11 protein-coding genes are annotated in these 14,335 nt (G+C 31.3%); 1 reads left to right on the top strand and 10 read right to left on the bottom strand.

Annotated features, from left to right (window positions below):
• Positions 1–197: 197 nt before the first annotated feature.
• From COI44_RS17815 to COI44_RS17800, 4 genes are all read right to left on the bottom strand, one after another.
• A complete protein-coding gene (locus tag COI44_RS17815) occupies positions 198–1,619 on the bottom strand; it encodes a glycosyltransferase family 2 protein (RefSeq protein ID WP_286163973.1) in 1,422 nt (473 codons plus the stop codon).
• Positions 1,612–2,589: a HEAT repeat domain-containing protein gene (locus tag COI44_RS17810; protein WP_142329279.1), complete on the bottom strand. Its 978-nt coding sequence runs from the start codon at positions 2,587–2,589 to the stop codon at positions 1,612–1,614. Before COI44_RS17810 ends, COI44_RS17815 begins: the two co-directional genes overlap by 8 nt.
• Positions 2,590–2,669: 80 nt before the next feature.
• Positions 2,670–3,950, bottom strand: coding sequence for a GGDEF domain-containing response regulator (locus tag COI44_RS17805; RefSeq protein WP_098429128.1), 1,281 nt, complete (start codon positions 3,948–3,950; stop codon positions 2,670–2,672).
• A 399-nt stretch (positions 3,951–4,349) separates the two neighbouring features.
• Entirely contained in the window at positions 4,350–4,811 is a 462-nt protein-coding gene (locus COI44_RS17800; RefSeq protein WP_098429127.1) for a hypothetical protein, read from the bottom strand.
• Between the two features lie 257 nt (positions 4,812–5,068).
• Here COI44_RS17800 and COI44_RS17795 point away from each other — a divergent pair, with 257 nt between their 5' ends.
• Positions 5,069–7,366, top strand: coding sequence for a hypothetical protein (locus COI44_RS17795; RefSeq protein ID WP_098429126.1), 2,298 nt, complete (start codon positions 5,069–5,071; stop codon positions 7,364–7,366).
• A 46-nt stretch (positions 7,367–7,412) separates the two neighbouring features.
• On the opposite strand, the gene COI44_RS17790 is transcribed toward COI44_RS17795, so the two are convergent.
• From COI44_RS17790 to COI44_RS17765, 6 genes are all read right to left on the bottom strand, one after another.
• Positions 7,413–7,889: a hypothetical protein gene (locus COI44_RS17790; RefSeq protein WP_098429125.1), complete on the bottom strand. Its 477-nt coding sequence runs from the start codon at positions 7,887–7,889 to the stop codon at positions 7,413–7,415.
• A gap of 72 nt (positions 7,890–7,961) precedes the next feature.
• A complete protein-coding gene (locus COI44_RS17785; RefSeq protein WP_098429124.1) occupies positions 7,962–10,457 on the bottom strand; it encodes a transglycosylase domain-containing protein in 2,496 nt (831 codons plus the stop codon).
• A gap of 193 nt (positions 10,458–10,650) precedes the next feature.
• Positions 10,651–11,568: an alpha/beta hydrolase gene (locus COI44_RS17780; RefSeq protein ID WP_098429123.1), complete on the bottom strand. Its 918-nt coding sequence runs from the start codon at positions 11,566–11,568 to the stop codon at positions 10,651–10,653.
• Positions 11,569–12,104: 536 nt separating this feature from the next.
• Entirely contained in the window at positions 12,105–12,356 is a 252-nt protein-coding gene (locus COI44_RS17775; RefSeq protein ID WP_142329278.1) for a hypothetical protein, read from the bottom strand.
• Between the two features lie 273 nt (positions 12,357–12,629).
• On the bottom strand, positions 12,630–13,277 hold the full coding sequence (locus tag COI44_RS17770; protein WP_098429121.1) for an NTP transferase domain-containing protein: 648 nt from the start codon (positions 13,275–13,277) through the stop codon (positions 12,630–12,632).
• Positions 13,267–14,310: an XdhC family protein gene (locus tag COI44_RS17765; protein ID WP_098429120.1), complete on the bottom strand. Its 1,044-nt coding sequence runs from the start codon at positions 14,308–14,310 to the stop codon at positions 13,267–13,269. Before COI44_RS17765 ends, COI44_RS17770 begins: the two co-directional genes overlap by 11 nt.
• Positions 14,311–14,335: the final 25 nt, after the last annotated feature.

Genomic DNA, 14,335 nt, shown 5'->3' with positions numbered 1-14,335 from the left:
CTATTACTCATTTATATTTATCATTCTGATATTTTAGTTTAATAAAATTACAGAAATAATGACTAAGCTTAAAATTTTTACATATGATCTTTTTCAACAAACAAAAAAAGACTGCTAAGCAGCCTTAAACTTTGTAGAGAAAGTACTAAATGCTTGATTTTCAGACTGATTGCAAGCGTTTGTCAACAGTCTGAAAGTTAAACACCCTTTCTCTTCATTTCTCCCCAACCCTTTTTTTGCCCTAAGAATATGCTAATTGTTGCTACTACACGCCAATATGTCAAAATTGGACGATACCAAAGCGCTTCTGTCAATGAATAGAAAAATAATCGGTTTAACTCACTAATTTTTTTATATTTTTCTAAACGCCATTCTTCTAAAAGCACTGCGCTAACAGAGAAAAATGAGCCATATATAATCATTAAAATTAAAAGTGCAATGGAATACATGATATTTATATTGTGTAAAGTAATATTTATAATTAAAGACGCATATCCAAAAAACTCAATGATAGGTCCTAAAAATTCAACGAAGAAAAAATATGGCATTGCAATAAATCCGATTGAACGGTAATTTTTATTAAAAATCATTTTACGATGAGCCCATAAACTTTCAAATAATCCACGGTGCCATCTTACTCTTTGTGTTTTTAAATATTTGAATGAATCTGGTGCTTCAGTATAACAAACTGGATCGGCTACATACTCGATTTTTGCTCCCCAATTTTCTTCTATGTTTTTACGATGAAGACGAACTACGAGTTCCATATCCTCACCGATCGTATTTGTTAAATATCCCCCTACTTGAATGACTCTTGACTTTTTAAAAACACCAAATGCTCCAGATATAATTAATAATAAATTCTTATTACTAAGTCCAATTCGACCAATCAAAAAAGCTCTCATATATTCGATCACTTGCATTACTACAAGTGGATTTTTCGATAGAAGCATTTCATTTACTTTACCAAGCGATGTTTTACTCCCATTTGCAATTAATACGTTTCCACCAGTAGCAAGTATTTCGTCATCTGTATTTTCAATAATCGGTTTCATAATTTTAATGAATGAATCAGAATCAAGGATTGTATCGCCATCAATCGAAGCAAAATAAGGATACTTACTAAAATTAATTCCAGCATTCAATGCATCAGCTTTTCCACCATTATCTTTATCAATTAGAAATACGAAGGGATAAATTGCTGATTGATATACATTTTTAATTGGTTTCGTTTCAATCCCTTTATGTTTATGGAATACCTTGTTTTTTACTACTTTCATCTCGAAACGATCGATCGTTTTTTGTAGAGTCGAATCTTTTGATCCATCATTAATGACGATTACTTCAAATTCTGGGTAATCTAACCTTCCACTTCCAGTCACTAAGGATAAAATCGTATTAATTACCCCTACTTCTTCATTATAAGCAGGGACTAGTATTGAAATTGGGGCAGTAAAGGCAGACTCTTTTAATCTCTTATATTGTTCAATTTGATGTAGACCTTTTTCTCTCTTTAATCGCATAAATGCTAATATAAATAAAATTAAATATGTTGAACAAAGGAGCAACACGTAAATGATAATTACTTTATTAACTATTAAAAAGAATATATTAATCAAATTCCGCAGTCCTCTCCAACCATTCTTTTGATATATTTCTTGCAAATGCATCAGGATGTTCTTCGATAATTTTAATAAGAACTAACTCTCCATTCTTATATTTTTTTATCGATTTAGCAGCTTCATATCTTACCATGTAAGCATTGTCTGAAATTAACTCAGTTAAATAAGACAAAAATAATTCATTGCGAATACTTCCCATTAATCGTACAATCATTAACTTTTCTTCAGTCCTTATTTGAATCACTTTCTCATTTGATTCCAAGAGTTGAATAATTAAATTTGGTGAAGAAATATATCCTAAAGATGCGATTGTTTTAAGGGAACGTATTCTTAGTTCATTAGTTTCTGATGTTAATAATTTCTCAAGAAATAAATGGATTTGCTCAGATCGCATATTTTTAATTCGGATCAAATCCAAAATAGGGTTTTTAAAATTCTCTGGTAAATTATCAAAGTCTTTAAGCAGTTCATAGATATTGTCTTCATTCACATGTAGATACAAGATTTCCGTGAGTAAAAAAGAAGGTATTTTTTTCTGGTCAACTAACAATTGCATTAATTTCTCATATTTAAAACTCGCCAAAATAAGAAAAATATTAAATTTTTCTTCAAGCGAGCAATTTTTACATGATAAATGTTGAATTAAATCATCTTGCATCATTTTTATTTTAAATTGTTTGATAAATAACAATGAATTCATCCGTTCACTCCAATTACCATGTTTAAGTTTATCTTTATATCTAGAGATAAAATATAAATTGACGATTGGCCTAATTGGATCAAATCCTTCTTCAAATTTGATAATACTCATAAAACTGCAAAATATATTTTCTAAGGCTTCAAACTCAATTTCTTTTCTAGGAATAAAAGAAGCAGAAATTTCTCCTTTGATTAAATAATTTTCAACAAATAAGATATTTCCATTTAACCATTCTTCTTTTTGCTTATTTTTTTGTTGATTAATCATTTTCTTATACACTAAATAAATATAGATTGAAAATAGTAATAGAAGAAATATTCCAGTTAGATAAAGGATAATGACTATATTCATTTATCTGTTATACCTAACATTCTATTTAAACGAAGACGTAATTCTTTCAGACTAAAAGGTTTTTCCAAGTAATCATTTGCACCGCTTTTTAATGCAATTGCTATATCATTATCAGAGCTTTTATTTCCAATCATTAAGCATAAATATTTTCTACGATCATAGCTAGTACGCATTTTTCGTATTATTTCAAAGCCGCCCATTTTAGGTAAGATACGGTCGATTATTAAAAGATATCGTTCATTTTGCTTGTGCCAAGGATCATTTAAAAATTCTTCCCCGTCCATAAACACTTTTATTTCAACATCATATAATTTTCCGCCTAAATCTGACAATTGATGTTTTAGCATTTCACGAATGAGGCGATCTTCATTTATTACCGCTACTTTTAGCTTACGAATCATATTTTCAATTTTACTAGCTGTAGAATCAAATCGATTCATAGCATCCATTTCATTTGAAGTGAGTAGTGTTAAACAATCATCAGCTCTTATACTTGGATCTGGAATTTCAAGCACATTAAAATTAAATGACGTATAGTGAATTCGATTATCAAAAGAGATCGGTACTTCTGAAAATGATTGTGATAAACGATTCATTAATTTAATGCCATCTTCTTTTACCGTTTTTGGTAGCAATAAAACAAATCCTTTTTTCTTGTAATGTGCTAGCAAATCGGACGATCTTAAACTTCTTTTTAAAAATTGAATAAAACTTTTTTCGGTTAAATTATTCAAAAAATAGTCTTGATTTTGTTCTTTTATTACGTATACCAACGAAAAAGATTCGTAGCTACGTTTTAAATCCTCTAATTGTTTTTTTACCTCATTCTTTAAATATCTAAAATTGTAAACACCAGTCATTGGATCAATTAAAACTTGTTCCTGTATTTGATTTCTACGCTGAGCGAATTTGTTTATATACTTCTGAAGTTCGATTTCAGCAACTGATTCACTAAAAACGGTATCAGGCATAAGTGCACTCATTGTCATTTGATCAGTCGTATTACATATACAAATTGTTGAAATATATCTTCTTTCACAAAAATCCCTCATTTGATTAAATCTCTCTATATTAAATGTGTTTCGTATTTCTTCAATAAAAATAATTAGTACATCTGGATTAAATAAATCTATTTTTTCAAACAGAGCTAAATTATTCTGATTGGGGTTAACTAATTTATAATGATAGTTATTTACATCACAAAAGTTTTGATAATTAAATTTCTCTTCACTTCCTATAAACATTACAATTGGAGATTCAGTTTGAATATCAATCACGTTATCACCCGCTCAATTTGATCTAGTTGGTATTAATCGGCGTACATTAAAATACTATTTTTAAAATAATCGTTCTATTGTCATCTATGACTTAACTTGGAACACTTCAAACTAAACGTTAAAACTAAAATGAACTTCAAAATCAAGTTTACTTTATCTAATATTAACGTTAATTCTTTATCCAATCAACGTTATATTTGTTGGTAATTTAAGACAACATCACTATTTCCTAAAAACTACCAAATATAAAACAAAAACCACAATTCGGCTATTTTCGAATTGCGGTTTTATTATTTTTAAGATTCTTTTTTTATTTTACAGTTAACTCTAAACAAACTATTCTTAACTCCAAATAATGATTCTAAATAAATCAAAAAATCGTTATCCTTAGGCTTATCATTACATCTTTTCAATCAATTTATCTACGATTGTGTTTATTCTCTTATTTTGTTCCTCAATCATTTTTTGTTGTGTCTTTAAAGTCTCTCTATTCTCGTCGATTTTCTTTCTATTTTCATCAATTTTTTCTAGTGCATGGTTCAAAAGTTCAGTTCTTATATCTAAAATTTCAAATAAACGGTCCAAGCTAGTTTTGATATCATGTAGTAATTGTACTTCTACTGGATGTGATAAAGGGTTATTTTCATTCATACCCCTGTTTTTTTGAAATTTATAAATCGAAGCAGACACATTTACTTCTTTGTTTTCTTCAATTACATTACTTTCTAACCATTGAAGCTTAATCATTATTACACCATCTTTTAAATAGCGATCTAATACCTTAAATTTCCCGCTAGCAGTCTCATGTACAGTTCCATTAGCATATTTCCTTGAAGGTTTGATTCCATCTGTATTATTCATCTTTTTTCCTCTCATTATAAAAAATATAACAATCTCCACTTTTTTTAACGTTAATTTAACCAAATTTTACTTTTTTTAACCGACATTTGCAATAAATACAAAGTTTATTTTTAAGTATAATGTTCTTAATTTTAACTTTTTTTATTTTTTATCAAATCATTCTAACAAGAGTTAACTTATACACTCCTAACGAATATAGGAAATTACCTTATAGCATACTAAACGAATACGTTTCAAATGTTTTGGAGGATTTAATGATGAAGGAAAATAAAAAAAAATGGATCATTTTACTGATGCTTTTTCTAATGATGGGTGTGGCTTTTATACTATTCCATCAGACAAAAACTAGTAAAATAAGTAGGAAAGTTAACACATACACCTATAAAAAAAATAACATTACATTTCCCGCTCAGATGGGTGAAATTTATTTTCAACTTTTCGATAAAACAAAAACCCCACACGATCTCCTTCTGAAAGGTGTAAATCTTGGGATTGCTAAACCAGGACACTTTCCAGGTGAAACAGCAATAACAAAAGCTGAATATTTAAGGTGGCTCAAAGAGATTGGAAAGATGCACGCAAATGTTATTCGAGTATATACCCTTCATCCTCCTGCTTTTTATGATGCACTTTATGAATACAATCAAAAAACTAATCACCCTCTCTATTTAATTCACGGTGTTTGGCTTAATGAGGAGAAGATGAATTCATCAGTAGATATTTATAATGAGGGTCTTACAAAAGATTTTCAACATGATATTCGTCAAACAGTTGATGTTATACATGGGAGAGCACAAATCCCTCAAAAACTAGGTCAAGCTTCGGGTAAATACCATTCCAATATTTCAAAATACGTAATTGGTTGGATATTGGGCATCGAGTGGGATCCAAATATGATGAAAACAACAAATGATAAACATAAAGGTACTGTTGACTTTAATGGTCAGTACTTTCAAACAAACAATGCAACTCCATTTGAAGTTTGGCTTGCAGGTATATTAGACAATACAGTGAAATATGAAACAGAAAAATATGCTTGGCAGCGTCCAATTAGCTTTGCAAATTGGGTAACTACCGATCCGATTCATCATCCAAATGAACCGATGGAAAAAGAAGATATGGTTTCATTAGATCCGAATCATGTCAAACCAAAGTCAACATTATATCCTGGATATTTTGCTTCCTATCATGTATACCCATATTACCCAGAATTTTTAAATTATGAACTAAGCTATACGAATTATATTGATTCCCGGGGTAAGAAGAATAGTTATGCTGGATATTTACATGAACTAAGAAAAGTACATACTATGCCAGTTTTAGTTTCAGAATTTGGTATTCCATCCTCAAGAGGTATGACTCATCGCAATCGTTATGGATGGAATCAAGGGTTTCATAGTGAAACTGAGCAGGGAGAAATTAATGCTCACCTTTTTGAAGACATTCAAACGGAGCAAATGGCTGGCGGAATTGTATTTTCATGGCAAGATGAATGGTTTAAACGAACATGGAATACTATGCAATTAGATGATCCTGAGCGCCGACCATTTTGGTTAAATGTACAAACGAGCGAACAGCAATTTGGTTTACTATCTTTTGATCCTAACAGTTCAAAACATGTCATTTCTGTAGATGGTGATCCAAGTGATTGGAAAAAAAATAAAATCAAATCAGCAAATATGAAAAATGCTAATTTTATTAATTCTCTTGATCAAAATGATAACGAACGGAAATTAAAGAATTGGTCAATGTCTAGCGACGAGCGATCAATTAATTTCCTTTTAAATTTTGAAAAAACGAAAAAACCTTTTGATTGGTCTAAAACAGGAGTTATGCTTTTACTTGATACGATCCCAGGTCAAGGACAACATCAACTTCCAAATGACAAAACGATAAAAACTGAAAATGGCATTGATTTTTTAATTGACTTAAATGGACCTAATAATTCTCATGTTTTTGTGGATAGCTATTATGATCCATTTTATTATGAATACGCCAATCTTTTACATTACGCGCCAATTGAGCCGAATGTAAATATGAAAGATAACGGTATTTATCATAAAATCATGCTTGGATTAAATCGACCGCTTGTCATTCCAAATTTAAACGGGAAATCACTAAATTTACCTTTAGAGTCTTACGAAACAGGTAAATTAATGTTCGGAGATGGAAACCCACTTCATAAAGATTTTAATTCTTTAACTGATGTTTCGCTCAACGAAAAAAATCATGTGATAGAAATCCGTGTCCCATGGCAATTATTAAATGTGAAAGATCCAAGTACCCGCAAAATAATGGGCGATCTATGGAAAAGTGGATTAGAAGGCCACAAAAAAATAAAGACAATTCAAGTAGCTGTTGTTACTTATCGTTCTACTGAATCAAATAAGGAATTATCCTATTCAACTGTTAGACAAAAAAATGGAAACCTTTTAATGGATGATTTTTATTCTTATACTTGGAAAAAATGGGATAAGCCTATATATCATGAACGACTAAAAAAATCTTACTATATTTTGAGAGATATATTTCAAAAAGCTCACCCTATAAAATAACACAGCCAAATTAATGCCTCCGACCTTTTCGGGGGCATTAGCATTCTCATTTTTTGTAAATATTTGCATTAAGAATGTTCTTACATTTTTTAATCTTTTGTTTGATCTGCATATTTTCAAAGAAATATACTTCTGTACCTGACCAAATAAATACCCAACATACTATGCTTAATATGCCTCCGATATAGGCGTGACTTTTTTGAAGCTTTAAGTAAAACAAGCCAATGATAATACCAAAAACAAATAAAATAATTGTCTTTTTAATATTTCTAGCATAAATCCGTTCATCAGTTTTCATAAGATTAGAAAAAGAGTTTAACGTCGCAGTTTTTAATGAATTTTCATCAAATTTATTTTGACCAACAAATAATAACTCTATCTTTTTTCTTTTAGCACTAAGTAGTTTAGATAATATAAAATCTTCTAAATCAGAGCTTAAGTGTAAAAAGTCATCGCTATAATAACTTGCAAATGGATTATCTGACTCTTTTAAAAAAATATGAATACTTAATTTATCTTCCATTTAAAAACTCCTTTAACATTATTCACTTGAAAAAACGCATTGATATTTTCTCAATGCGTTTTAAATTTAGATTTAATGTGGATTATTAGGATTAGGGACGATTGGATTTATAATATTATCTCCATTCTTTCCCCCTGTACCCGGCGTTTGATCACCTGGCTTTGTACCTTCTCCTGTCCCGTTTCCATTCCCTTGTCCATTTCCAGTTCCTTGTCCATTTCCAGTACCCTGTCCATTTCCAGTTCCTTGTCCACCTTCATTTGCAGGTGGAGTAGTTGGTTGTTCAGTTGAAGATAAATCAACGGTAATTATAACAGGTCCACTATTACCTTCATCACTAGTAGCAATAATCGTTATTTTTACAATATCTCCAGGTACAATTCCATTAATACTTGTTGCTGTACCCTGAATTTTTTGAGTTTGTCCCGCTGCACCATTTACAGTATAACTAACTACGAAAGACGTCTTTTGAAGTAGATTTGCAGGATACGTCCAATTTAATGAAATATTACTTGTAACAGGGTCATAATTTGCCTTAACATTTTTTGCAGACTCAATCACTATATCTTTAGGAATATCATCTACTTTTTCTCCTCGAATGTATAATTCGTTTCGAATTTCTTCAACTGATGAAGGTTTTCTAAATATTGCGTTTCGATCTCCATTTGCCGCTAACATATCTCTTGCAATGAATTTTGCAATATTTGTTGAACCTTTACCAAGAAAATTATTTTTTTTATTTTTTTCATACCCTGTCCAAACAGCCATTGTAACATCAGAAGAATATCCAATAAACCAACTATCACGAGTTGCGTTATCCGGAAATCCGTATTTTTGTTTAACTTCATCAGAGTAGTTTGTTGTACCTGTTTTCCCTGCCATATCTAGACCTGGTACATTTGCTCTTTTACCAGTACCAAGTGGTGTTTTAACTACATCACGAAGCATATCTGTTACCATATATGCAGTATAATCACTCATTACTTGTTTAGGCTCAGTTGCAAATACTTTTTCAGTTTTATCGGGATAAATAATTTTTTTAACGGAGTGAGGCTTATTATAAATTCCACCATTTCCAAATGCAGCATAAGCTCCTGCCATCTCCATTGCAGATACACCTGTGAATCCTCCGATCGAATAAGATTCATAATATGTATTCTTCGAAAAATTAAACCCTAAACCATTCCCAAATTCTCTAGAACGATCACTTCCTACAGCCTGGAAAGTCTTTAATGCAGGAATATTTCGGGAATCGACTAATGCTAATCGAATTGAAATATCACCTTTATATTTTCGATCCCAGTTTCTAATAGGTGTACCATTAGAATATGAATAAGGTTCGTCAAGTATTTGATGATAAGTTGACCATTTTAAATACTGAATAGCTGGACCGTAATCAAGTATAGGTTTAATTGATGATCCCGGCTGTCTTTTAATATCAGTTGCAAAGTTTAAACCACCAGTACTTGTATTTCTACCAGCACCTACTGCTCGAATTTCACCAGTTTTCGTATCTAATAATACAAATCCAGTTTGAAATTCATCACTAGGATAGAAGCTTTTTCCTCTACTTAATATTTCATCTGCTTTATCTTGTGCTTTAGGATCTAAAGTTGTTTCAATCGTTAGTCCATCAGTATAAACATTTGCATCACTGTTTTTTTCCACTTCATTTACGACTACATCGATAAATGAATTGTATTTTGTACCACCAGATTCATGAACCTTTACTAAGGATTTCATTGATATTGCTTTTGCATTTGTATATTGTTCATCTGTAATATATCCATATTTTTTCATTTGACTTAAAACTGTATTTCTACGATTTTGTGACTCAACAGGGTGCTTTGCAGGATTATAGCTATTTGGAGCCTTCACCATACCTGCTAAAGTTGCTGCTTCTGGTAAGGTAATTTTAGATAAATCTTTACTAAAATAAGTTTCACAAGCTTTGGCTACACCATATACTCCTCGCCCTTTAAGACCATTCGAAAAGTAAACTTTATTTAAATACATTTCTAATATTTGATGTTTAGAGTATCTTTGTTCTAATTTAAATGCTAAGTACCATTCCTGAACTTTACGCTTAATTGTTTTTTGAGAAGATAAAAATGAGTTTTTTACTACTTGCTGGGTAATTGTACTTCCACCTTGCGATCCGAAACCTCCAGTAATATTCGCTAAAACTGCACCGAATACCCGTCGAATGTCTACGCCTTTATGTTTATAAAACCGCACATCTTCAGTAGCAATAAATGCGTCTTCTACTACCTTTGGAATTTCATTGTAGGACACTTTTGTACGTTGTTCTCTACCTAACTCTGCGACAACTTTGCCATCCTTATCAACAATAGTCGAAGAAAGTGGTACTTTGAGTTTTGATTCATCTAAAGCGGGTGCTCCGCTAACTAAATATGAAAATATTCCTACACCAATCAGTATGAAAACAATTACGATTGATAATAATGTTACAGTAATTTTTTTCCATAAGCCTTCCGACTTATTGGAAATTTTAGAAGGCTTTTCCAGCCTTTTACGTTCCTCTCGCGAACGATATTCATTTGCCATCTTAGTTCACCTGCCTTTTTAGTAAAATAGAGCTTTTTGGGGCAAAAATTATACTTTTTATTTAAACCAATTTATAAATGATAGTATTTTCTACACGCTCTACTTTCATGTACTGAAGTATATCTTTCTCAAATAAAAAAACAGATAAACCACTCTTTAAGGTTCATCTGTTTCACAAAATCTAATTAGTTATTTAATTTGCATTAGAAGAAAATGTTTTTACAATAAAATCAATTACTTTCTTCGTATATGGTTCCGGTTCTTCAATAAATGTTGTAATATGTCCATGTTCTGTTAACCATAATGATTTTTCGTTTTCATTAGGGATTTGATCATAAATCATTTCACTACTACTGAAAGGTACTTTCAAATCATTCTTTCCATGAATTAATAAATAATTTGTAGAATTTCCTTTTTGAACTGATATGACTGGAGACACTTCTTTTGGGTCAATTTTTAATAAATGTTTCATCGAACGTAAAATGATTGAAGTAAAAGGTTTTTTAGGTAATTTTGACCAAACACTTAAATTATCTTCCAAATAAGTTTGTAAATCATGAAATGGACTATCTGCAATAACTCCTTTAATTTGCGGATGAAGACTACCAACCAGTAAACATGTCGCCCCACCCATACTCCATCCAAGCAAGACAATTTCTTGTTGATTTCGTTGGTTAATCACATATTCCACTGCCGACGATAAATCATGCTGTTCATAATATCCAATTCCTGTCGTTCGTCCACCTGATTTTCCACTATTACGGAAGTCAAACATCAATACATTATACCCTTGATCATGGATTGATTGCACAATTCGAAGACCATTAATCTTTTTTTGACTTCGTTCATCTGTGTACCCGTGTGCAGTTATGACAGTTTTAGTTGTTGAATTTTTTGCTGGTATCCACCATCCCCTTAGCACAACTTGATCAAGATTACTCTTAAATTCAACCTCTTCAAATTGCAAATTGTAATCGGCAGGGGTTTGTTCGGTTTTTCGTCTAAATGGATGCGTTAAAACTAAACCGACTAATATCGGTATTAGGAAGAATAAAACCGGAGACAAAATTAACATCCAAATTATAAGCTTATTTATTTTTTTCCGTTCCATCTTGCACACTCCTTTTGTCTGTTAGCCAAATAGAAGTTCTTCTATTTAAATTATGATATATGTTAGACTTTGTTAGTCTTAATGAACTTTTATTTATGAATTAATTGTATCTTTTTAAGTTCCTGCTAATCAATAGATAAGGGGTGCCAAAATTTCAGTTTTACCGAATTTTTAGGCACCCCATTTAATGGATTTATAATTAAAATATAGTTCACAATTTTATATTTGAAATATGAAGGAAAATGAAACAATATGCTAGAAAGGATAATGGCAACGATTGCGCCTATCAGCTTAATCGTTGCCATCATCAATATTACTTCTAATAAGAAGTAACCGTCCTTCCCCAAGGACATATTTGTCAGCCGTATCACTACGGATGTTGTACTTAAGTTTGGTATTACCAACACCAAACTCTTATTTATTATACCCCTATTATAGTAGAATTTATAATTGCTTCTAACAACTTATAAGCGAATATTAGCTATTAATTTATATTTAGACAAAGCTTTAACTAAATTATTTCTAACGAAAAGGAATTATTTATTAAATCTTATATTAAAATTCGTACCATTTTCACTAGTTGTAAAATCAATCGTTGCGTTATTTCTTTTAGCAATTGCATCAGGTATCACCTTAATCTCATACGGTATAAGTGAGTACTTGGTTATTGTTTCAAACGATTGGATTTTTTGTTCATTATAGGCCTTATTATAATAATGATATACATCTGTATCTACATAATTAGGTAATGCCTCCCACATGGAACCGTTATATATATTATTTATCACCAGATTGCTTATTATTTTCAAAGTACAAAAACCAGCAAATTCCCCATAAAGAAAATTAAAAAATATCCCAAAACACAAAAAACCCCTCATATTTTCCCTATGTACCAAAGTGGAAATATAAGAAGGATAAAGTTTTATCGTTTGTCATTTAGTCTTTCATCTGATACCTAGAGTACAATATTTTGAAATATCTCATTAAAAGTCTGCATTCACTAATATTTTTTGAACGGCAAATGCTTTACAACTTATTTCGTAAAAATTGCAACTCCTTTTCTAATTTCCTTTATGTTCATATCTCTTCGCTACTTCATACGCTTCTTTTGTATCGATATCGAAAAAATCCCACTGATTCTCAAATTCAACCAACAAACCTTCGAAATTAGTATGATTCCGAATAATGGCTCTTGCTCCTTCATCTCCATTTAACATGAATAAGTCAGGTATCGTATTTGGCGATAGGATGATTGGGGGTCTGGGGACACCTTGAAAGCTTGCTGCTAAAAAAGGAATTGTTGAATTCTGACTAACACGTTTTAAATAAATTTGATGTATTTCATTTATAGTTTGGATCGATAAAAAAGGTTGGTCTGCGAGGAGGATCATGATCCCTAAAGGCTTTGTTTTTAGGGCTTGAGTTAAACCACATTTTAAAGAATATGATTGTCCCTTATTAGCACTTGTACATGGAACATGTGTCCATGAATCTTTATAAGGTTTTTGAAAAAGATCTTTGCTAATCCAATTTAGTGAATCATCTTCTTTTGTTACGACAAAAACATGGTCAATCTTAGAATTGATAAATTTACGTAAACCGAAACTTCCAATTGTAGAATTACCTAATGGAAGTGTAATTTTTTTCTGTCCCATTCTTTTACTACTACCTGCAGCAAGTAATATTGCAATGATTCTACTATTCTTCATGCTTGGATATCTTCTTTATTCTTTGTCTTTGAATTAATTCACCAACAATACTGATTGCAATCTCTTCTGGGCCCTCAGCCCCAATTTGTAGGCCAGCTGGACTATTTATTTTTGTATCTACTTTTTTGCCTTCCAAAAGTCGTTGGATTCGTTTTTTTCCACCAAGAACTCCTAAGTACTTAAGATTACTATTTAATATATGATTTAATATTTCCTTGTCTTTTTGGAATTGATGGGTAATGATGATAGCTGAATCAGAAGCAGTCAATTGAAGTCTTGGTATGATTTCGCTCGGAAATCCCACAAAGATTTGTTCTGCGTCCGGAAAGTATTCTTTAGAACATAGATCCGCGCGCCAATCGGTTATAGTTACAAAGAATCCCGCTAAAGATGCAAGTTTTACTAAAGGAATCGCATCCTTACCTGCTCCAAACACGAATAATCGAGGCTTTGGATGAAAAGTATGTAAATACGTATTAATTTCAAGCGGTTCAATCGTACGTAGCCCACTTTTTTGATTAGTATAGAGTAATTCATTAAAAGCAATTTTAATCTGATTTAATTTTCGCTCATTACAGTTTCCAAAAAAGGTCTTTTCATCGACTATGAATAAAGTTTCAACCTCATTACTATCATCAGATAAAATTTTCATCATCGATACACTTGTACGATTTAATAGGTATGTTTTTAATTTAGTTAGTAAATTAAACATAGTATCATCAATTGGTTCTAAAAGCACAGTAACAATTCCGTTACACCCTGCTCCATTGCCCCATGTTAAATCATCCTCTGCACTCATGTCATAAGTAACAGTTTGGGGTGTTTTTCTTATTCTTGTTTCTTGAACTCGATATGACAAATCTGCTTCAAGGCAACCGGCACTGAGTAAGCCAACCTCTTTCCCATTTCCCTTAAATAACATGGAAGTTCCTTCTTTCCGGTAGGCTGAGCCTTCTACATGAATAATTGTCGCTAATACATCACCCTCATTAGATGATGTAATCTCATTTAGTATCTCATGGATACTTTCCATTAGATCACTCCTAAATATAAAATCA

The sequence above is a fragment of the Bacillus sp. AFS088145 genome (assembly GCF_002564465.1).
In the GTDB taxonomy this organism is placed as follows: domain Bacteria; phylum Bacillota; class Bacilli; order Bacillales; family Bacillaceae_G; genus Gottfriedia.
The sequence above is the reverse complement of the archived record's forward strand: the minus strand, read 5'-3'. Positions and strand labels throughout refer to the sequence as shown.

What these genes read in the sequence shown, in the direction of transcription:
- COI44_RS17795 (WP_098429126.1), top strand. Translation starts at nt 5,069, where the DNA reads ATGAAGGAAAATAAAAAAAAATGGATCATTTTACTGATGCTTTTTCTA.
- COI44_RS17790 (WP_098429125.1), bottom strand. Translation starts at nt 7,889, where the DNA reads ATGGAAGATAAATTAAGTATTCATATTTTTTTAAAAGAGTCAGATAAT.
- COI44_RS17780 (WP_098429123.1), bottom strand. Translation starts at nt 11,568, where the DNA reads ATGGAACGGAAAAAAATAAATAAGCTTATAATTTGGATGTTAATTTTG.
- COI44_RS17765 (WP_098429120.1), bottom strand. Translation starts at nt 14,310, where the DNA reads ATGGAAAGTATCCATGAGATACTAAATGAGATTACATCATCTAATGAG.
- COI44_RS17785 (WP_098429124.1), bottom strand. Translation starts at nt 10,457, where the DNA reads ATGGCAAATGAATATCGTTCGCGAGAGGAACGTAAAAGGCTGGAAAAG.
- COI44_RS17800 (WP_098429127.1), bottom strand. Translation starts at nt 4,811, where the DNA reads ATGAATAATACAGATGGAATCAAACCTTCAAGGAAATATGCTAATGGA.
- COI44_RS17770 (WP_098429121.1), bottom strand. Translation starts at nt 13,277, where the DNA reads ATGAAGAATAGTAGAATCATTGCAATATTACTTGCTGCAGGTAGTAGT.
- COI44_RS17810 (WP_142329279.1), bottom strand. Translation starts at nt 2,589, where the DNA reads ATGATTAATCAACAAAAAAATAAGCAAAAAGAAGAATGGTTAAATGGA.